General features: G+C 69.0%; 11 protein-coding genes. 5 read left to right on the top strand and 6 right to left on the bottom strand.

Going from position 1 to position 20,314, the window contains the following annotated elements:
* The first annotated feature begins 192 nt into the window (after positions 1-192).
* The 3 genes from ABGA99_RS07865 (at position 193) to ABGA99_RS07855 (ending at position 12,741) form a co-directional block, all read left to right on the top strand.
* The gene (locus ABGA99_RS07865; protein WP_347582396.1) at positions 193-5,466 is read left to right on the top strand and encodes a DEAD/DEAH box helicase; all 5,274 of its coding nucleotides are present in this window, start codon (positions 193-195) and stop codon (positions 5,464-5,466) included.
* Between the two features lie 121 nt (positions 5,467-5,587).
* On the top strand, positions 5,588-8,575 hold the full coding sequence (locus ABGA99_RS07860; protein ID WP_347582395.1) for a helicase-related protein: 2,988 nt from the start codon (positions 5,588-5,590) through the stop codon (positions 8,573-8,575).
* Complete coding sequence (locus tag ABGA99_RS07855) at positions 8,572-12,741, top strand: DNA methyltransferase (RefSeq protein ID WP_347582394.1); 4,170 nt, start codon at positions 8,572-8,574, stop codon at positions 12,739-12,741. Before ABGA99_RS07860 ends, ABGA99_RS07855 begins: the two co-directional genes overlap by 4 nt.
* Positions 12,742-12,766: 25 nt before the next feature.
* Here ABGA99_RS07855 and ABGA99_RS07850 read toward each other — a convergent pair whose 3' ends face one another.
* Entirely contained in the window at positions 12,767-12,970 is a 204-nt protein-coding gene (locus ABGA99_RS07850; protein ID WP_347582393.1) for a DUF397 domain-containing protein, read from the bottom strand.
* Positions 12,967-13,833, bottom strand: coding sequence for a helix-turn-helix transcriptional regulator (locus ABGA99_RS07845; protein ID WP_347576579.1), 867 nt, complete (start codon positions 13,831-13,833; stop codon positions 12,967-12,969). The genes ABGA99_RS07850 and ABGA99_RS07845 overlap by 4 nt, the downstream gene beginning before the upstream one ends.
* Before the next feature lie 295 nt (positions 13,834-14,128).
* On the opposite strand from ABGA99_RS07845, the gene ABGA99_RS07840 reads away from it, so the two are divergent.
* A complete protein-coding gene (locus ABGA99_RS07840; protein ID WP_347582392.1) occupies positions 14,129-14,536 on the top strand; it encodes an ATP-binding protein in 408 nt (135 codons plus the stop codon).
* Positions 14,537-14,551: 15 nt separating this feature from the next.
* On the opposite strand, the gene ABGA99_RS07835 is transcribed toward ABGA99_RS07840, so the two are convergent.
* From ABGA99_RS07835 to ABGA99_RS07820, 4 genes are read right to left on the bottom strand one after another with little or no spacing between them, the layout of a single operon-like run.
* Positions 14,552-16,303, bottom strand: a complete 1,752-nt coding sequence (locus ABGA99_RS07835) for an ABC-three component system protein (RefSeq protein ID WP_347582391.1) — start codon at positions 16,301-16,303, stop codon at positions 14,552-14,554.
* A complete protein-coding gene (locus ABGA99_RS07830; protein WP_347582390.1) occupies positions 16,281-16,571 on the bottom strand; it encodes an ABC-three component system middle component 6 in 291 nt (96 codons plus the stop codon). The genes ABGA99_RS07835 and ABGA99_RS07830 overlap by 23 nt, the downstream gene beginning before the upstream one ends.
* The gene (locus ABGA99_RS07825) at positions 16,568-17,491 is read right to left on the bottom strand and encodes an ABC-three component system protein (protein ID WP_347576575.1); all 924 of its coding nucleotides are present in this window, start codon (positions 17,489-17,491) and stop codon (positions 16,568-16,570) included. The genes ABGA99_RS07830 and ABGA99_RS07825 overlap by 4 nt, the downstream gene beginning before the upstream one ends.
* Positions 17,492-17,531: 40 nt before the next feature.
* Complete coding sequence (locus ABGA99_RS07820; RefSeq protein WP_347582389.1) at positions 17,532-17,915, bottom strand: hypothetical protein; 384 nt, start codon at positions 17,913-17,915, stop codon at positions 17,532-17,534.
* Positions 17,916-18,089: 174 nt separating this feature from the next.
* Between ABGA99_RS07820 and ABGA99_RS07815 the strand changes: the two genes are divergently transcribed.
* Complete coding sequence (locus ABGA99_RS07815; protein ID WP_347582388.1) at positions 18,090-20,240, top strand: UvrD-helicase domain-containing protein; 2,151 nt, start codon at positions 18,090-18,092, stop codon at positions 20,238-20,240.
* Positions 20,241-20,314 lie beyond the last annotated feature (74 nt).

Here is a 20,314-nt window from a genome sequence, read left to right as displayed (position 1 = left end):
GCGGGCGCCTCGGACAGAGTGTGGCATGAGCACGTTGTTTCGTGAACCTACCATCTCAAGCCATGTGTATATTGACTGAGTTCACAGTTTCATGCTGTGATGTGCGACGTACGATCAAGGGGAGTGTGGCGCACCGCGGCCGGCGGGTGGCTACCGTTGCTCCGGACCGCGTCGGGAACAAGTGGGGAACACGTGGACGTCTTCAAGGTGCACCAGCGGCTCATCCAGGACTACAAGGCGTACACGTCCGGGTCGGTGGTGATCGACGACCGGCGCATCGACGCCAAGGTGTCGAAGTCGCTTGCCGACGGAGACCAGTGGCCCGATCCTTATCTCTCCCTCAACCCGAGCTTCGCGCCCGGCGATTCGGTCGAAGATCTCGCGCGGCCGGGGGGACTGCTTCACCCGGCGTGTGCGGACATCTTCCGTACGGGCAAGGACGAGCGCGGCGCCACCGTCCGCCCGATCCATTTCCACAAGCACCAGCTGGAGGCGATCGAGGCGGCCGACTCCAGGGAATCGTACGTTCTGACGACAGGCACCGGCTCCGGCAAGAGCCTCGGCTACATCGTGCCGATCGTCGACCGGGTACTGCGCGAGAAGGAGGCCGGCGCTGCGCCCGGCATCAAGGCGATCATCGTCTACCCCATGAATGCCCTCGCCAACAGCCAGGAGCGGGAGTTGGCGAAATTCCTCACCGCCGGATACGGGGAGGGGAGCGAGCCGGTCACCTATGCCCGTTATACCGGTCAGGAGAGGGAGGACAAGAAGGAGGCCATCCGCGAGTCCCAGCCCGACATCCTGCTCACCAACTACGTGATGCTGGAGCTGATGCTCACCCGGCCGAAGGAGCGCGAGAAGCTCATCGGTGCGGCCAAAGGGCTGCGCTTCCTTGTCCTCGACGAACTGCACACCTATCGGGGGCGGCAGGGCGCCGACGTCGCCATGTTGGTGCGGCGCGTACGCGAGGCATGCCAGTCGCCGGGTCTGCAGTGCGTGGGTACGTCTGCGACGATGGCCACGGGGGGCACACCCGCCGCGCGGCGCCGTGAGGTCGCTCGCGTCGCCTCGACCCTCTTCGACACGGAGATCTCCCCGGAGCGGGTGGTGGGTGAGACCCTGGTGCGGGCGACCGGGGACGCCGTACCCACGTCGTCCGAACTCGCCGCGCGGGTAAGGGAGAACAACCCTCCGGCCGAGTACGGGCGGCTGGCCGCCGATCCGCTGGCCCGCTGGATCGAGACCACCTTCGGCCTGGTCGAGACCGAGGACGAGGACGGCAGCAAGCTCCTGGTCCGCGCCGACCCAGTCACCGTTGAGGCGGCCGCTCTCCGCCTGCGCTCCGAGGCGTTCGGCATCGCGGAGGACGAGCCCGGAGAGCGTTGGTACGAGGCTTGCGCGGAGGCCATCCGGGCCACCCTCCAGGCGGGCGCGTCCGCCCGCAGCCAGGAGGGGGAACGTCCGCTGTTCGCCTTCAGGCTGCACCAGTTCCTGTCCAAGGGGGGGTCCGTCTACGTCTCCCTGGAGGGAGCGAGCGACCGCCATATCACCCGCACCTACCAGCAGCGCGTCCCGAACGCCCCCGAGAAGCTGCTGCTGCCGCTGTCCTTCTGCCGCGAATGTGGACAGGAGTACCTGATGGTGGCCCGCGACGAGCGGGACGACGGCAGTCTTTCCTTCCGCACGCGCGAGGACGAGGACGACGAGCAAGGGTACCTGTACATTTCGGCCGCGAATCCGTGGCCGGAGCAGGTCGGTGACGCCATCGAGCAGCGGCGTTTTCCCGACAGCTGGCTTACCTTCGACGAGCGCAAGGGTGCCCCGGTGCTCACCGCGAGCCGCAGGAAGCGGGCGCCGCAGCCGGTGTGGGTACGCCCGGACGGGTCCGGTGGGGGTAAGGCGAACGGTGGCCTCTACGCGGCGTACCTGCCTGCCCCTTTTCTCTTCTGCCTGGAGTGCGGTGTCGGGTACGAGCAGGTCAGGGAGCGCGACTTCGCCAAGCTGATGACCCTCGACCAGGAGGGCCGCTCGACCGCCACCTCCGTCATCAGCGCCTCGATCGTGCGTCACCTCAAGAGCATTCCCGAGAGCGAACTCAAGCAGGACGCACGGAAGTTGCTCACCTTCGTCGACAACCGGCAGGACGCGAGCCTGCAGTCGGGGCACTTCAACGACTTCGTCATGGTCACGCAGCTGCGCGGTGCCCTGTACCGGGCGATGGCCGCGGCCGGCGACAAGGGGCTGCGCTGGAAGCGGCTCGGCGAGGAAGTGGTGGCGGCGATGGGGCTCTCCCCGCACGAGTACGCGGCCAAGCCCACCGAGATCGAGGAGCTCGCCGAGGGCACGCTTGAGGCACTGGCCGCGGTGGCCGAGTACCGCCTCTTCCTCGACCTGGAACGCGGCTGGCGCGTCACCATGCCCAACTTGGAGCAAACCGGGCTGCTCGGTCTGGAGTACGGGGGTCTTGACGCCATCGCCGGTGACGAGGACCGGTGGAAGGGCACCGCGGAGCCGCTACGCACGGCCACCCCCGAGAGGCGCCACCGGCTGTCCAAAGTCCTCATGGACGAGCTGCGCCGCCAACGGGCCGTGGACACGCCCTACTTCACCGAGGCCAAGTTCGCCGAGCTCCGCAAGGAGTCGGCGCGGCTCAACGACGCATGGGGGATCGCCGACACGGAGGCGCCGCCGCCTCCGGCCAAGTTCGCCGTGGCGCGGGCCGGCCGCCCCGGCCGCACCGGGCGCGGCCGCAGCGAGCTGAACCTCACCGGACGCACCGCGTTCGGCCGCCACGTCCGCAAGGACACCACCTTCCCCGACTGGGGACAGGGACTCTCCCTCGACGAGGCCCAGATCGTTATCCGCGACCTGCTCCGGGTCCTGGCGGACGGAGGAGTCCTGACCGAGGTCTCCCAGGGGCGGGAGGAGGAGCCCGGCTACCGGATCAACCACACGGTCATCCGCTGGCACGCCCGCGACGACGACCACGGCGCCGTAGACCGCCTGCGCCGAACCTACCGCGACGAGCGCGGCCCCCGCATCAACGCCTTCTTCAAGCGCCTCTACCAGGACATCGCCGCCACCTTCGCCGGTCTGCACGCCGCCGAGCACACCGCCCAGGTCCACCCCGACGTCCGCCAGGAGCGCGAGGACCTGTTCGGCGAGGGCACCCGGCTTCCCCTCCTGTACTGCTCGCCGACGATGGAACTCGGCGTCGACATCAAGCGCCTCAACGCGGTCAACCTGCGCAACGTGCCGCCTACTCCCGCCAACTACGCACAGCGCTCGGGCCGCGCGGGCCGCAGCGGGCAGCCCGCGCTCGTCACCACGTACTGCGCGACCGGTAACAGCCACGACCAGTACTACTTCACCCGGCGCGCGCAGATGGTGTCCGGTGCCGTCGCCCCGCCCCGGCTCGACCTGGCCAACGAGGATCTGCTCGCCTCTCATGTGCACGCGATCTGGCTCGCCGAGACCCGCCTCGATCTCGGCGCCAGCATGGCCAGGCTGATCGAGTCCGACGGCGACAAACCGTCGCTGGAACTGGCGTCATCGGTGGCCGGCGCCATTGACGAACCGGGCGCCCGGCGCCGCGCCCTGGCGCGGGCGCGTACCGTCCTGGACGGCTGTGGCGACCTGCTGCGTGCCACGTCCTGGTGGCACGAGCAGTGGCTGGAGCAGACGGTCGAGGCCGCGCCGGGCAGCTTCCGCAGGGCCTGCGATCGCTGGCGGAATCTCTTCAGGCGGGCCCTCGAAGAGCGCGAGATCCAGCATCGCAACATTCTCAACCGCACCGCCACGGGGCGCTCCAAGGACCAGGCCAAGCGCCGCCGCGCCCAGGCCGAGAGCCAGCTCGCGCTGCTGCGCAACGAGCAGGGCGGCGAGCGGACCGTGATGTCGGACTTCTTCCCGTACCGCTACTTCGCCTCCGAGGGTTTCCTGCCGGGCTACTCCTTCCCCCGCCTGCCGCTCGCCGCCTACATCCCGGGAACCGGCCGCACCAGCCGCGGCGGCTACGACGGCGACTATCTGCAGCGTTCCAGGTTCATCGCGATCAGGGAGTTCGGGCCCGGTGCGCTGATCTATCACGAGGGCAGCCGCTACAAGGTGGACCGGGTGCAGCTTCCGCCGGACACCGCGGGTGAGCTGACCACCGAGAGCGCGAAGGTCTGCGGGTGCTGCGGCTATCTGTCCCCGGAGGAGCAGCGCGAGGACATCTGCGGGGGCTGTGGCAGCGGCCTCGGTGACGCGCGCACGGGTCTGCTGCACCTGCACACAGTCTTCACGCACCGCCGCGACCGGATCTCCTCCGACGAGGAGGAGCGCCAGCGCACCGGCTACAAGGTGGAGATCTCCTACCGCTTCAAAAGGCACGAGGACGGCCGCGACGGATCACTGCGGGCCATGGCGCAGACCGTGTCCGGCCGCGCCCTCGCCGAGCTGGCGTACGGCGACAGTGCCACGGTCCGGCTCACCAATCTCGGCTACCGCCGCTCCGTCGCCAAGGGCGAGATCGGCTTCTGGATGGACCCGGTGACGGGAGAGTGGCTCGCGGGCGGTGCGGCCAAGAAGGGCGGCCGGGAGACCCCGCAGGAACAAGAAGGGCTTGCGGACGCCGAGAAGGCCAACCGCAAGATGCCGGTGATCCCGTACGTGCAGGACACCCGGAACATCCTCGTTCTCCAGCTCGCCGAGCCGGTCGACCGGGACACCGCCGTCACCCTCCAGTACGCCCTGGAGCGGGGCATCGAGGCCGAGTTCCAACTGGAGGACGCCGAACTAGACACCGAGGAGCTGCCGCCGTACGACGGACCGCGTGAGCGGCTCCTTTTCATCGAGAGCGCGGAGGGCGGCGCGGGCGTGCTGCGTCGTCTGCAGGCCGAGCCCGGTGCGCTGGCCCGCGCCGCGCGCAAGGCTCTGGAGATCGCCCACTTCGACCAGCTGGGGCGTGACCGCGGTGACGAGAAGACCAACGGCGACCCGTGCGAGAAGGGCTGTTACGACTGTCTGCTCTCCTTCGGCAATCAGCGCCACCACCGCGTCATCGACCGGAAGCTGGTGCGTGACCTGCTCCAGGCGTTCGCGGGCGGCAGCGTCGGCGAGTCCACCCCGGGCCGGTCGCGCGACGAGCACGCCGACGCGCTGCGGCAGGGCGCCGACTCCACCCTGGAGGAGCGCTTCGTCGAATACCTGAGGTCGCACGGCCACCGGCTCCCGGACCATCAGCAGATCAAGGTGCGCGAGGCGCTGTCCAAGCCGGACTTCGTGTACGACACCGGGTTCGGCCCGATCGCGGTCTTTGTCGATGGCCCGCACCACGACCACGACGACATCGTGCTGCGCGACGAGGAGGCGGAGGAACGGCTGAAGGACTTCGGCTGGGAAGTGGTCCGCGTCCGCTACGACGACGACTGGTCCAAGAAGGTTGGCGAGTACCCTCAAGTGTTCGGCGAACCTCGTCGCTGACCTGCGGTCGGACACCCTTGCCAGGAGCATCGGCCTACGGGCCCCGCGGTCCGTTGACCCCCCTCAGTGCACTCCGTATATATGTCAAGTCCGCCCGCCCGTACTCATCCGGAAGGCCCGTATGACCACCGCAGCGTCGGCCCCGAAGCATGCTGTCGGCTCCCTCGTCCACGCCCGGGGCCGTGAATGGGTGGTGCTGCCCGATTCCACCGACGACCTTCTCGTGCTGCGCCCGCTGGGCGGCGCCGACGTCGACATCGCGGGGGTGCTGCCCGGCCTGGAGACTGTGGTGCCCGCCACGTTCGCCCCGCCCACGCCCGGTGATCTCGGCGACCAGCACACCGCCGGACTGCTGCGCACCGCCCTGCGGATCGGGTTCCGGGCCGGGGCCGGGCCCTTCCGGTCCCTCGCCTCGATCGCCGTGGACCCGCGTCCGTACCAGCTGGTGCCGCTGATGATGGCGCTTCGCCAGGACACGGTGCGGTTGCTGATCGCCGACGACGTGGGCATCGGGAAGACCGTCGAGGCCGGTCTCATCGTGGCCGAACTGCTCGCCCAGGGCGACGCCCGCGGTCTGGTCGTGCTGTGCTCCCCGGCGCTCGCCGAACAGTGGCGGGCCGAGCTGCGGGGCAAGTTCGGTATCGACGCACGTCTGGTACTGCCCGCCACGATCGGCCGTCTGTTGCGCGAGACGCCGTACGGGCAGTCGGTGTTCCGGCCGGAAGGCTTCTACATCGTGTCGACAGACTTCATCAAGTCGCCCCGTCACCGCGAGGACTTCGAGCGCAACTGCCCCGACCTGGTGATCGTCGACGAGGCACACACCTGTGTGGCGGACTCCACGGCGCAGGTCTCGGCGCGCACCTCGCAGCAGCGGTACGGACTGCTGCGCGCGCTCGCCGACGACCCGGGCCGCCACCTCCTCCTGGTCACCGCGACCCCGCACAGCGGCAAGGAGGAGCCCTTCCGAAGGCTGCTCGGGCTGCTCGACGCCCGCCTCGCCACTGTGGGCTTCGAAACCCGCGCGGGCCGTGACCTGCTCGCCCAGTTCTTCGTGCAGCGCCGCCGGGCCGACATCCGTGAGGACTTCCAGGACGGCGCGCACTTCCCCTCCAGCCGGGACAGCGCCGAGGTCTCCTACACCCTGCACCGCGACTACCGCGCCCTGCTCGCCGAGGTCCTTGCGTACGCCCGGGAGACGGTGCGCTCCGCCGACGGGGCGCTGCAGCAAAGGCAGCGCTGGTGGTCGACGCTGGCGCTGCTGCGCACCCTGTCCTCCTCTCCCGCCGCCGCCGTACGGTCCCTGAACACCAGGGCCGGTGTTCAGGAGGCGGACACCCCCGACGAGGTGGACCGCACCGGGCAGTCGACCGTCTCGGACCCGGCCGACACCGAAAGTGCGGAGTCCGCCGACGAGGTCCCGGGCAGCCTGCTGCCCACCCCGACCCCGCCGGCCGCCGCAGCGGACCCCGCGGACCCCGACGACGCGATCACCGGTGCCGCGATCGACGACGACGAGAAGGCCCGCCTTGTCGCCATGGCCGAGGCTGCGGGCAAACTCGCCGGGCCCACCCGCGACACCAAGCTGAAGAAGCTGGTGGCGACGGTCACCGACCTCCTCGACTCCGGCTACCGGCCGATCGTGTTCTGCCGCTACATCGCCACGTCCGACTACGTCGCCGGCCATCTGAAGAAGGTGCTCAACAAGAAGGGCACCGAGCATCCGGTCGCGGTCGCGTCCGTCACCGGCAAGCTCTCGCCCGACATGCGCCTGAACCGGATCGCCGAACTCACCGGCACGGACGAGAACGGCGAGCCGGCACCCGAGCGGCGCGTCCTGGTGGCCACCGACTGCCTGTCCGAGGGTGTCAATCTCCAGGAGTCCTTCGACGCCGTCATCCACTACGACCTGGCCTGGAATCCGACCCGCCACGAGCAGCGCGAAGGCCGGGTCGACCGCTTCGGGCAGCGCACCGACAACGTGAAGGCCCTCACCCTGTACGGGGCGGACAACCCGGTCGACGACATCGTCCTGAAGGTGCTGCTGCGCAAGCACGAGCGCATCCGCCGCGCCACCGGCATCTCCGTCCCGGTGCCGCAGCAGGCGGACAGCGCCATGCAGGCGGTCTTCGAAGAGCTGATCCTGCGCGGCGAGACCCCTTCCTTCGAGCAGGAGGGGCTGTTCGAGAGCGAACAGCTGCTCGTCGCCGAGCAGTTGGAGCTCGCCTGGGAATCCTCCGCCGAGCGCGAGAAGGCGTCCCGGTCCCTCTACGCCCAGAACCGGATCAAGAAGGAGGATGTGGCCGCCGAGGTCGCCGAGATCCGCGCCGCGCTCGGCACCGGCGAGGAGGTCAGGGAGTTCACCCGGCGCGCGCTCGGCGCGCTGCGCGGGGTGCCCGCGGACCGCAAGCAGGGCGGGTTCACCGCGCACACCGACGCCCTTCCGCAGGGCCTGCGCGACGCCGTGACCGCGGCGCTCGGCCCCCGCCATCCGCGCCCTGTCGTCTTCCATGACGCGCCGAGCGCCCCACGGGGCGAGGTGGCGCTCACCCGTACCGACCCGGTGGTGGCCGCGACCGCCCGCTTCGTCCTGGACACCGCCCTGGACGAGAAGTTCCCCGCCTGGCAGCGCCCGGCCCGCCGCTGCGGCGTGATCCGTACGGGCGCCGTACGACGGCCCACCACGATGCTCCTCCTACGGCACCGCTTCCAGCTGAACCTGCCCACCCGCGACGGCAGCGTACGTACCCAGCTCGCCGAGGACGCGCGGGTGGTGGCCTTCCACGGCAGACCCGAGGCGCCCCAGTGGCTGCCCGACGGGGAGGCCCTGGCCCTCCTGGAGGCACGCGCCACCGGCAACTCCGACCCGGGCTTCGCCGCCGACCACATCGCGTCGATCCTCGCCGCCCTTGGCAGCGGTCTGATGGACGAACTGCGACTGCGCTCCAAGGCGGCCGCCAAGGAACTGGAGGCTTCGCACCACCGGGTCCGCACCGCCGCCAGGGCCCGCCTCGCCGGCCTGAAGGCCGCCCCGCAGGGCGACCCCGACGTCCTCGGTGTCTTCCTCTACCGCCCGGCCGCCACGATCGAGCTGGGAGCCGACGCATGAGCACCGCGAGGACCCTGGTCACCGACACCGTCGCCACCGTCGGCGGACTGCTGCCGTACGACCTCCTCATCCGCATCAAGGAGGGCAAGGAGCCGTCCGGCGCGAAGCCCGCCGACTACCGGCTGTTCGCCAAGGGCGAGTCCGTACGGGACGCCGCCGAGCGCTCGTGGGGTTATCTGTGCGGCGTCTGGGCCGCCTACCAGGACGCCCTCGCGCGGGACGGGGCGGACGACGACACCGGTGTGCACGCGGTGGGGCTCACCACCGAACGCTGGCTGCTGCCCCTGTTCGAGCAGCTCGGGTTCGGCACGCTGGCCGCTGTGCCGGCGCCCGGCCTGCCCGCCCACGACGACACGAAGGACTTCCCGGTCAGCCATGCGTGGGCGCACCTGCCCATGCATCTCACCGGCTGGAACGTCCCGCTGGACACCCGCACCCCCCACGTGGCGCCACAGGCCCCGCAGTCCATGGTCCAGGAGTACCTCAACCGCTCCGGCGACAAGGCCCTGTGGGGTGTCCTGTCCAACGGCCGCCAGCTGCGGCTGCTGCGCGAGTCCGCGTCGCTGACCGGCGCCGCGTTCGTCGAGTTCGACCTTCAGGCGATCTTCGAAGGCAATCGCACCGACGACTTCGTCCTCCTGTGGCGGCTGCTGCACCGCACCCGCTTCGAGGGTGACCCCGCCGCGTCCTGCCCGCTGGAGAAGTGGCGCACCGAGGCCATCGACTCCGGCACCCGCGCTCTCAAGGAGCTCCGCAAGGGCGTCGAGAAGGCCCTCACCGTGATCGGCTCCGGCTTCATCGCCCACCCCGACAACGCGGAGCTGCGGGAGTCCCTGCGCACCCGCGCCCTCACCGTCCGCGACCTCCACCCCGCCCTGCTGCGGCTCGTCTACCGGCTGCTCTTCCTCTTTGTCACCGAGGACCGCGGCCTGCTCCTCCACCCGGACGCCGACGACATCGCGCGCGACCGTTACGAGAAGTACTTCTCCACGGACCGCCTGCGCCGCCTCGCCCGCCTCAACGGCAGCCCGCACGGCGACCAGTGGGAGGCCCTCACCCTCGTCATCAAGGGCCTCGGCAAGCCCGGCGGGCGTCCCGAACTGGGCCTGCCCGCACTCGGCGGCCTCTTCGAACCCACCGACGTGGACGGGAGGCTTGCGGGTTTTGCCCTCTCCAACGAGTCCCTGTACGAGGCGGTGCGCGCCCTCGCCGTCATCTACGACGCCAAGCTCGGCAGGCCCCGCAAGGTCGACTACCGGCACCTGGGCGCGGACGAACTCGGCTCGGTCTACGAGTCGCTGCTCGAACTGGAACCCCGCCAGGACGACGACGGCTCGTACGTCCTGAAGAAGCTGGACGGCAACGACCGCAAGACCTCCGGCTCCTACTACACGCCCTCGCCGCTCATCGACTGCCTCCTCGACTCCGCCCTCGACCCCGTCATCGAGCGGGCCGTCCGCTCGGGCACGACAAAGGAGGAGCGCAAGGCGGCACTGCTGGCCCTGACCGTGTGCGATCCGGCCTGCGGCAGCGGCCACTTCCTGGTCGCGGCGGCCCGCCGCATCGCCCGCCGGCTCGCGGAGGTCGAGACCGACGATCCGGAGCCGGGCGCCGAGGATGTGCGCAGTGCCCTGCGCGAGGTCATCTCGCGCTGCGTGTACGGCGTCGACCTCAACCCGCTGGCCGTGGAACTCGCCAAGGTCTCCCTGTGGATCGAGGCCATGAAGCCGGGCCGCCCGCTCACGTTCCTCGACGCGCACATCAAGCACGGCAACGGACTCCTCGGCACGACACCGAAGCTCCTCGCCGGCGGTCTGCCGGACGAGGCGTTCAAGGTCCTTGAAGGCGACGAGTCCAAGGCCGTCCGAAACCTGAAGGCCCGCAACGCGAGTGAGCGAGAGCGGTGGCTGGCCGCGCTGCGGCACCGCGCGAGCCAGGACGCCCTGTTCTCGGAGCAGCACGCGCTGGACATCTCCAACGCGGCGATCAGCAGGGTGACTTCGGGCATTACGGAGGCGCCGTCCGAGGAGCTGGAGGACGTCCGGGGGCAGGCCCGCGCGTACCACGAGCTCACCACCTCCAAGGACTACCTGCGAGCCCTGGAACTCGCCGACGCGTGGTGCGCGGCGTTCGTCTGGGAGAAGACCGAGCGGACGGACGGGACCAGACAGGCGGACGAGACCCTCCCGCCCGCGCTCACCACGGACTCCCTGCTCGCGCTGCACTCCGCCGACGGGGAGGGGAGCCTGCCGGCGGGCACGGCGGCGAAGGTGAAGCGGCTGCGGGAGGAGTTCCGCTTCTTCCACTGGCATCTGGAGTTCCCGGAGGTGTTCCGGGTGCCGGCGGATCCGGAGGCGCCGGGGGTGGACGAACGCACCGGGTGGAAGGGTGGGTTCAGCTGTGTGCTGGGGAACCCGCCTTGGGAGACCCTGGAGTTCAAGACGGAGGAGTACTTCGCCACGAGTGCGCCGGGGATCGCCAAGGCGTCGAACCAGGCAGCGCGACAAGCGCTGATCGACGAGCTTCTCGCCAGCGATGAGGAGGCGGATCGTGAGCTGCACAAGCAGTACATCGCGGACAAGCGCCTGTCCGACGGGTACTCGCACCTTGCCCGCTGGTCCGGCCGCTACCCGCTGGCCGCGCGCGGCAAGCTGAACACCTATCCGCTCTTTGCCGAGGCGGCGTCACACGGAATCGGTCAGCGAGGGCGGTTCGGGCTCGTCTTGCAAACGGGCATTGCTACCGATGCTACGACGGCGCCGTTCTTTTCTGACCTGGTCCGCTCGAAGCGGCTCGTCTCGTTCCTGGATTTCAAGAACGAGGCGTTCGTTCTCAGCCGGGACGTTGACCACCGCGTCCGGTTCTCGTTGCTGACCGTCACCGGCCGGGGGGAGCAGGTGGGTGAGGCGTCTTTCGCGTTCGGCACCCAGTACATGGATGACCTCCCGGAGCGCCGGTTTGCCATGCCCGTTTACGAGATTCTGCTGGTAAACCCCAATACTGGCAACCTCCCAGTGTTCGAGTCGCGGCGCGATGCGGAGATCACGTTTCGTATTTATCGACGTGTTCCGATCCTCTTGAAGGAGGCGGACGATGATGGTCGAGGCGAGATCAATACGTGGCAACTGAGGTTTCGCCAGGGATTGTTTAATAGTGCATCAGACTCCAAGCTGTTCAAGCGTAGGGAGGAACTGGAGGGCGGGGGATGGGTGCTGAAGGGAAACGTCTTTACTCACCCATCCGATGGCAGCAAGTACCTCCCGTTGTACGAGGCGAAAATGCTCCACCACTTCGACCATCGCTTGGGTACGTACGAGGGCCAGACGCAAGCCCAGGCCAACATGGGGACGCTGCCCCGGGTCACGCCAGACCAGCATGATGACCCGGACTTCGCGCCGATGCCTCGGTACTGGGCGCCAGATTTCGATGTGGATTCAGGGAAGCGGGACAAGAAGGGGAACCGAGTTATGTGGCCTGGGGTGGCCACGCGGCTGGCTGACAAGGAGTGGCACAAAGACTGGCTTATGGCCTGGCGGGACATTTGCCGTAGCTCGGATCGCCGCACCATGATCAACACGGCGCTCCGCCGCACGGCAGTTCCCGACGGCGCGCTACTGATGCTACCTCTTGCTGGTAACCCCGCGTTGCTTCAGGCTGCGCTGTCGTCTTACGTACTCGACTTCGTGGCCCGCCAGAAGTTCAGCGGTACTCACTTGAAATTCTTCACCGCCTACCAGCTTCCCGTGCCCGCACCCGAATCGGGCGATGAGCCGTTTTCATGGAGCGGTAGGGTATCTGTTGCTGAGTGGGTGGCCGCCAGAGTTGCTGAACTGTCCTATACCGCAAATGATCTGAAGTCCTTCGCCGCTTCAATCGGCATCGACGGACGTCCGTTCCGCTGGAACGAAGCCCGCCGGGCGCTACTTCGCGCGGAGCTGGATGCGGCGTTCTTCCACCTGTATGGCTTGAGCCGTGCTGACGCGGATTACGTGATGGATACCTTTTCGCGACTCAGAAGCGATGAAGTGGCAGCCCACGGCACCTACCGCACCAAGGGCCTCATCCTCGACATCTACGACCGCATGGCGGAGGCTCGCGAGACCGGCCGCGCGTACCAGACCGTGCTGGATCCACCGCCGGGTCAGGGCCCCCGCCACGAGGGCTGAACCAGGAAGTCGCAGGCGGAGTCGGTCAGTCGGACGGACTCCCCACTGCCTCGGCGACGAACTCGGCCCACGCTGCAGGCGTGAACACGAGCTGCGGGCCGCCGCGGTCCTTGGAGTCCCGCACGTGGACGGCGGTGGAGGTGGTGGCTACCTCGACGCATTCGCCGCCCTCCCCGCTGCTGTACGAGCTCTTGAACCACCGGAGCTGTACGGGCTGTTCGGTTCTCATTGATCTCCCAGCAACTTCTCGATCAAGGCCAGGGACTCGCTTGGGGTGAGGGCCTGCGCCCGGATGCTGCCGTAGCGCGAGGCCAGCATACGGACCTCCTCCGGGTCCGTCACGAGGCGGCTGATGTTCTGGACCTCCACGTACGCAAGCTGTGACTTCCCCGGGGGAGTGAGCAAGGTGAACGGGCCGCCCAGACTTGGATGGTCCGTACGTTCCGTGGGCATCACCTGGAACTCCACATTGCGCAGCGGTGCCACCGTGAGCAGCCGACGCAACTGCTCACGATGAACGGTTGCCGATCCCGTTGGCCGTTGGAGCACCGACTCCTCGACGGTGAACGAGACGAGAGGCGGGGGCCATCGGGTCAGGATCTGCTGCCGAGCCATCCGCGCGGTCGCCCGTTGATCAATGGTCTCTTCGTCGAGCAACGGTCGCCGACTGGTGAAGACCGCACGCGCGTGCCCTTCGGTCTGCAGCAGTCCCGGCAGGGACAGTGACGCGTAGTAGTGAAGCTCGACCGCCGTCGCCTCCAGCTCCGCATAGTCCCGGAACCACTCCGGATGCCGCACCCGCCGCCGCGCCTTCGCCCGCTCCACATCCTCGCCGAGCAGGGCCAGAAGCCCACCGCACCCGAGCAGCTCGTCCACCGTCACCAGAAAATCCGGCTGTGGCGTCCGCCGTCCCCGCTCGATCGACGAGATCTGTTCCTCGCTGTAGCCGACCGCCTGTCCGAGCTCCCGCCGGCTCATGCCGGCCCGTTCCCGCGCAGCCTTGACCATGCGGCCGATGGCTCGGAACAGGTCCGCGACCTCCTCCGAGCCCGCCGGGTCCCCGGCGCCCGTGCTGCCCCGTACCGCCGCCATCGCGTACCACCCGTCCGTCCCCGGCCCGCCCCGGCCGGATCGCCGTACCGTCCACCGATCGACCGCCAGCCGAATCCTCTGCCTACCGAGTGGCCCTCGGCGCAGGTCACGGGCGGGCACCGGACAACTCCCGTACACGTCCGGCCGCCCACCGGACGACCGGCCCGCACCGCCGGACAGTCACTCTCCGTACTGTGTCGGGCACTCCCCACCGTAGATCAGGTACGTCACCCTCGGTGAGGTGAACCAGGAAACCGGGACCGTGAGTCCTCAACCAGGCACGTGTGCAGGTCAGGTGAGGCTCAGAACTCTCTTCGTCACCACACGGCGCGGCGCACACGAGGTCCGCCACGTCGCCGAGCGCTGGCTCGCGGCGCACCTCCCGCCGGACGACCCCGACGACCCCGGCGCCGACGGCCTCGCCGACAGGGCCGCCGTCCTCATCGCCGAGCTGACCGCGAACGCCGCCCTGCACGGCCGGGTGCGCGGTCGCCAGGCCCGCCTCGACGTCCGCCTGGACACAAGCGAACTGCGGATCGAGGTCACCGACGCCCGCGGTGACCGGTGGCCGGCACGGCAACGCCCGGACTGCGGCGGCGAGCGGGGACGCGGCCTGCTCCTCGTCGACGCTCTCGCCGGCGACTGGGGCGTACGCCCCTACCATCCCGGCGGCAAGACGGTGTGGGCCGTATGCCGCCGGTGAGGTGCGAGAGCCGGGTCAGAAACGGAAGCCGAACAGTCCGCCTTCGTCGTAGGCGTCGGTCAGGCGTGGCTCGATGATGTAGGGGGAGGGATTGAACCCGCCCAGACGGGCACGGTCCAGCTTGTCCGAGTTGAACGTCACGACATATTGGAGGTCCTCCTCTTCGGTGACCTCGGCCGCCAGCGCCAGGGCCTCGGTCACCTGGCGGTCGTCCACCCCGTCGAAGAGGTGACTGTCGTGGACCAGGAAGTCCGGCCCGCGGCCGTGGCGGTGGGCGATCACTGCGGCAGTGAGATCGAGACAGAAGATCACCATCTTGTTGATGCCGACGCTGCCCTGGCTGTCGACGTGAGCGGAGATCTCGAGGGTGTTGGTGCCGGCGCTGATGGTGAGGTAAGCCTGTCGGTCCTGCCCGTAGAGTCGGCGGGCGAAGCGAGCGAAGAGCCAGGTGGCCTCCCGGGTCTGCTCACCGCGTTCCTCCAGGTCGAGCTCCAGCTCCTCCTGGAGTTCGACACGCTGTGCCGTGATCTCCCGCTGGCTGGCCTCCATGAACTGCGCTGTCTCATGCTGCTTGCGCAGTGCTTCGAGCGTCGCCTGCTTCTGGGCGAGCAACTGCTGGAGTGCCGTCAGGCCGTCGAGGGCGCCTCCGTCGCGCAGCGCGCTCAGTGTCTCGGTGAGCTCTTCACCGAGGCGGGCGCGCTCGTGTTCGCGCGCCGCGAGTCTGGCCTGCGTCTCCTCGATCTCGTCGGCGAGGTAGCGACGGCGGTTGCGGACGATGGAGGCGTGGAACCCGCGTACGTCCTCGAATGACCGGTGCACCCGGTCCGGAAGAAGGACACCCAGTTCCCGGTAGACGGCGTCCACGTATGCCGTGTCCGGGTCGTTCGCCTCGTGCACCGCGCGGCGCAGTTCCGTCAGGTTGCGGCGGTCGATGACGTCCTGCTCCGGCAGCGAGCGAACCCGCTTGTCCAACTCGTCTGCCCGTAGTTGGAGTTCCTCGTACGCCGGGAGCACGCGAAAGGCGGCGATCTGCTCGCTGAGTCGCTTCACGTCTCCCTCCGCGACGATGATCCTGCCGCGCAGGTCTGCCGTCGTACCGACGACCTGGTGCCAGGACGGGTCGTTCATCGCCGATCGCAGCTGCCTTCGGGTCGCCTCCCGCGCGGCGATGTCGCGGTAGCCGGCGGCGAGCCGCCAGTCCAGGCCGAGGAGATAGGCGAGGTTGGCTGCGGCCTCGGCGGTGGGCTGCTGTGGATAGGTACGCACGGGGTCGTTGAAGGCGTGCGAGCCCACGCGGCGTACGAGAAGCGACAGCAGGGCGCGCCCCGAGATGCCGGGGTGATCGGCGGGTAACCGGAAGAGGTCTGCCTCGATGCGTGTTCTCCACTCCGCCACCGGCATCTCAGGGGTGTGGCTGATCTCGAAGAGCCCTCCGGCCTCACCCTCGGTGCCACGCGGGGCATCGGTCAGGATGATGCCTTGCTGGGCGCCGCGCCTGCTCACCCGTACCGGCTCCTCGCGCCCGGGCCAGTCCAACGTCAGCGTGAAGAAGGTGTGCCGAAGCCGGGTGCGGGCGGGCAGGCTGCCCTTGCCGGCCTGGGCGCCCAGGGCGAAGTGCAGCAGCTCCACCAGGCTGGACTTGCCGGTGCCGTTGCGGCTGTCCGTTTTCGTCGCTTCGGGGTGCGCCTCGGCGACCAGAAGGTTGAGGCCGCGCCGGAACTCGACCGTACGGAACCGGGGATTGTCAGCGCTCAGACGACGCAGCATCGTCCCTCCTTGTGGTCGGCGAATCGGCTCGCCTCCGAGTCAGCAGCTCGTCGCGGAATTCGATCACATCGAGGGCATACAGCAGATCGAGCCCGAGGACGAACCACTGGAAGGAGACCGGCGAGTGGTGGCCGAGGCGGACACGTTCGGCGCGGAACCTCGACCAGGTCTGGGTGACGGTCAGCGGCATGTCGAGGACTCGCAGGATCTGCGCACCGACGGCCAGCAGAGAGCGGTCAGGGGAGATGCCCTTGGTCGGGGTGATCATGCGGCGCTCCGGCCTGCCACGCCCGGGGCCCAGCCGTCGGGCGGCACGTCGAAGATGTCGCAGCGTTGGAAGAAGTGGGCGATGACGATCCAGGCGCAGTACATCGAGTTCAGGCTTGGCGCGGCGTTCCCGAGGATGTACTCCTGCAACGCGGCCCACAGCTTGTCCTGGTCCCCGGTGTCGGCCCGGACCTGGTCGTAGTACACCCGGAAGCCCTGGGCGACCCGGTCTGCCTCGTCCGGTGCGCCGAGCCCGGCGTAGTACCCCTCGACGAGGTGGCTGTGTCCGATCCCCTGGATCAGCGCGCCTCGGACATCACCGGACAGGCCGTTCCACTCGATCTTGTACTTGTTGACCTCGGGAAGGGCGGCGAGCGGTTCCGACGTGCACCGCTGCTCTCCGAGCCGGGCAAGCAGCGCCTCCAGATCGGTGAGCCCGATGCCGTACGTCTTGTCCTGGACCGGCAGTTCACGCCCAAGCAGTTCCTCCGTGGCGATCCTGTCGAGCCGCATGACGTCGTTCCACAATCGGTGCCAGCCGTAGTGCTCCACCCGGCGCGGTCGCAGCTTCTCCTGAGCCTCGGACATCATCACGCTCAACTCCGGGTGCACGCCTTTGAGATCGTTGACCGCGAAGCGAAACGTGTCGAAGGCGCCGGGCCGCTTGGCGAGCGCCTTCTCCAGGTCGGAGCCGAACTTGCGCTTGACCCGGCCGATGTCGTCGGTCTGGGGCGAGTAGCACGCCCAGAGCACCCGGTCCCACAGAAGGAGCCCGTCGGCTCCCATATCGCCGAGATTTCCGTGGGTGCGCACGGGCACGAAGTCGGGGTGCCGCAGGCTCAGCAGGTGGTGGATAAGCTGCTCAAAGCTCTCTCCTGGCATGTCGGTGAGCTGCTGGCGCAGGGTGAGCTGCGCGAGCATGCGCTGAGTGAAGTCCACGTGGTCGATCCTGTCGAAGTGGTCAAGCTCTGCCGCGAAGAGTGCTCAAGGAAGTGCCGTCGTCCGTGTGCCAGGCGTCCCAACCATTGGCTTTGGCCCCGGTCGCTGCCTCACATGCGCCGGACGGTGATGCGCAGACCCTGCCGTCCTCCAGGCGGAGGCTTCCCTCGGCGGTGACGTGTGCGCGGTGCTCCTGGCCAAGGTTGCGGCGGCGCCAGTTCAGCCGCTGTCCCGGCTGCAGCAGTCCTGCGGTTAGCAACTTGGCGAGCGCGCCCGGCTGGACCGTGGCCTCATCCAGGGCGAGCAAACGCCGCAGCACGCTGTTGGGTGTGTCGATCAGCGGCTTGGCCTCGCGCTGCAGGCGCGCGAAGACCTCGGCGTCAACCGTGATGTGGTGCTCGGGCATCGCGCCCCTTTCTTCGGATAGTTTTTTCTCTCGATGAGGTATCGAGAAAAAAAAGTAGCCGACTCTGCAGTTCGCCGTCAACCCGATTCGCGCGAGCCCTGCTATTGATTGCGTGGCGGACGATTGTAAACTCAGTCAACGATTGTTTACTGGTTCAAGGGGAGAGGCGACGGGGTGCCACAGATCGCGATCACCAACACTTTCTGGGAGGGTGTGGACCGGCTCGACAAGCCGTCCCGCGCCCGCGTCCACAAGGCGATGGGGAAGTTCCAGCAGCTGACGGTCCACCAACTGCATGCGGACAAGGGCCTGCACCTGGAATCCGTGGTCGGCTCCCGCGACCCGCGCATGCGCACCATCCGGGTCGACGACGGGCAGCGCATCGTGCTGCTCGCGCCCGACGACGGCAGTGACGTGTTCGTCTTCGTCCATGTCGTCTCCCACGACAAGGCGTACACCTGGGCCAAGCGGCGGCTGTACTCCGTCAACGCGGTGACCCGCTGTCTCGAAGTGCGTGATCTCACCGCCATGGAGCAGGTCACACCCCTCTTCGCCCAGGAGGCCGTGCCAGCGCCGAAGCTCCTCTTCGCCCGTTGGTCGGACACCGTGCTGCGGCATCTCGGTGTCGACGACGTCACGCTGCGCGCCGCTCGCGTCATCACGGGCAAGGCACAGTTGGAGGCTTTCGGGTCGCTTGTGCCTGAGGACCAGTTCGAGGCGCTGTGGCTGCTCGCGGAGGGGTTCGACCCCGAGGACATCTACCGCGACCTCGTCGCGGCGCGGCAGGCGGTCGCCGTCGACGAATCCGAGGAGGGCCGGGGCGAGTTGGCCGCCGCCGTCAGCCGTACACGCAGCCGGATCGCCCTCGTCACCGGGCCCGAGGAGCTCGCCGACATCCTCGCCCGGCCCTTCGACGCGTGGCGGATCTTCCTGCATCCCACCCAGCGGCGGGTGGCCTACCGGCCCGCATACGCGGGGCCCGCGCAGATCACCGGCGGGCCCGGCACCGGCAAGACCGTGGTCGCCCTGCACCGGGTCAAGCATCTACTCGGGCGCTCGCCCGACACGCGCGTCCTGCTCACCACGTACACCGGCGCGCTCGCCCGCTCGCTGCGCTCCGGGCTCGCTCTGCTCCTCGACCACGACCAGACGCTCGCCGACCGGGTCACCGTCACCACGGTCGACGCCACCGCCCACCGCATCGTGCGGGAGCTGCACGGGAACCCGGGGGACGTCCTCGGTGACAAGGACGAGCGGCGGCGCTGGCAGCGCCTGGCCCGCACGCTCGAACTGCCGTGGAACGAGGCTTTCCTGGCCCAGGAGTACCGGCATGTGCTGCTCGCCCAGGACCTGCGCACGCGTGAGGAGTACGAGAAGTGCCTTCGGCGCGGGCGCGGCAGCAGGCTGGCGGCCGGGCAGCGCCCGCGGCTATGGGAGGCGATGACACAGTTCGAGGAGGAACTCGCCCGTGACCGCGCCTGCACCTGGCTACAGCTGTGCGCCAGGGCCGCCCGGCTGCTGCGGGACAGGCCGGGCGAGGGACCCGGTTACGACCACGTGGTCGTGGACGAGGCCCAGGACCTGCACCCCGCCCAGTGGCGGCTGCTGCGGGCCCTGGTGCCCGAGGGGCCCGACGATCTGTTCCTCACCGGCGACCCGCACCAGCGGATCTACGACTCCCGGGTCTCGCTGCGCTCCCTCGGCGTCTCCGTCGCGGGGCGTGGCGCGCGGCTGCGCCTCAATTACCGCTCCACGGAGGAGATCCTGCGCTGGTCGCGGGCGTTGCTGGACGGGGAGCCGGTGGCGGACCTGACCGGTGACGCGCCGGATTCGCTCTCCGGCTACCGGTCCCTGCTGCACGGCGAGCGTCCTGTGTGCGAGGGGCACGGGTCGGAGGTGGCCGAGGCGGACGCCGTCGTGCGCAGGGTGGCCGCGTGGGTGGCGGCCGGGGTCGCGCCGTCCGAGATCGCGGTCTGTGCCCGGTTCCACACGCAGACGGCCCGGATAGGCGACCGGCTCGCCCGGGCCGGGCTGCCGGTGGTGCGGGTCAAGGACGGGGAGTCCGACGACGCGGCCGGGGTGCGGGTGTCGAGCCTGCACAGCCTGAAGGGTCTTGAGTTCCGCTGCGTGGCCGTGGCCGGGGTGACCGTGTCGGCGTTCCCGTTCCTGCCGGCGGTGACGCCGGCGGAGGTCGATCCGCTGCAGAACGCGACGGACCTCGCGGCCGAACGGTGCCTGTTGTTCGTGGCGAGCACCCGGGCGAGAGAGGCGCTGTACATGTCGTACAGCGGGCGGCCGAGCAGCTTCCTCGACGGAGTGAGGTAGCAGGAAGGCGCCGCAACCGTGTGCGGTCAGTCTGTGAGCAAAGTCAATGAAATTTCATCCGGCGTAGTAATCTG

The sequence above is a fragment of the Streptomyces sp. B5E4 genome (genome assembly GCF_039871555.1).
GTDB lineage: Bacteria > Actinomycetota > Actinomycetes > Streptomycetales > Streptomycetaceae > Streptomyces.
This window is presented reverse-complemented; position numbering and strand designations above follow the sequence as displayed.

Excerpts from the sequence above, each read along its gene's own strand:
- ABGA99_RS07860 (WP_347582395.1), top strand. The coding sequence starts at position 5,588 with ATGACCACCGCAGCGTCGGCCCCGAAGCATGCTGTCGGCTCCCTCGTC.
- ABGA99_RS07855 (WP_347582394.1), top strand. The coding sequence starts at position 8,572 with ATGAGCACCGCGAGGACCCTGGTCACCGACACCGTCGCCACCGTCGGC.
- ABGA99_RS07850 (WP_347582393.1), bottom strand. The coding sequence starts at position 12,970 with ATGAGAACCGAACAGCCCGTACAGCTCCGGTGGTTCAAGAGCTCGTAC.
- ABGA99_RS07845 (WP_347576579.1), bottom strand. The coding sequence starts at position 13,833 with ATGGCGGCGGTACGGGGCAGCACGGGCGCCGGGGACCCGGCGGGCTCG.
- ABGA99_RS07835 (WP_347582391.1), bottom strand. The coding sequence starts at position 16,303 with ATGCTGCGTCGTCTGAGCGCTGACAATCCCCGGTTCCGTACGGTCGAG.
- ABGA99_RS07830 (WP_347582390.1), bottom strand. The coding sequence starts at position 16,571 with ATGATCACCCCGACCAAGGGCATCTCCCCTGACCGCTCTCTGCTGGCC.
- ABGA99_RS07825 (WP_347576575.1), bottom strand. The coding sequence starts at position 17,491 with ATGCTCGCGCAGCTCACCCTGCGCCAGCAGCTCACCGACATGCCAGGA.
- ABGA99_RS07820 (WP_347582389.1), bottom strand. The coding sequence starts at position 17,915 with ATGCCCGAGCACCACATCACGGTTGACGCCGAGGTCTTCGCGCGCCTG.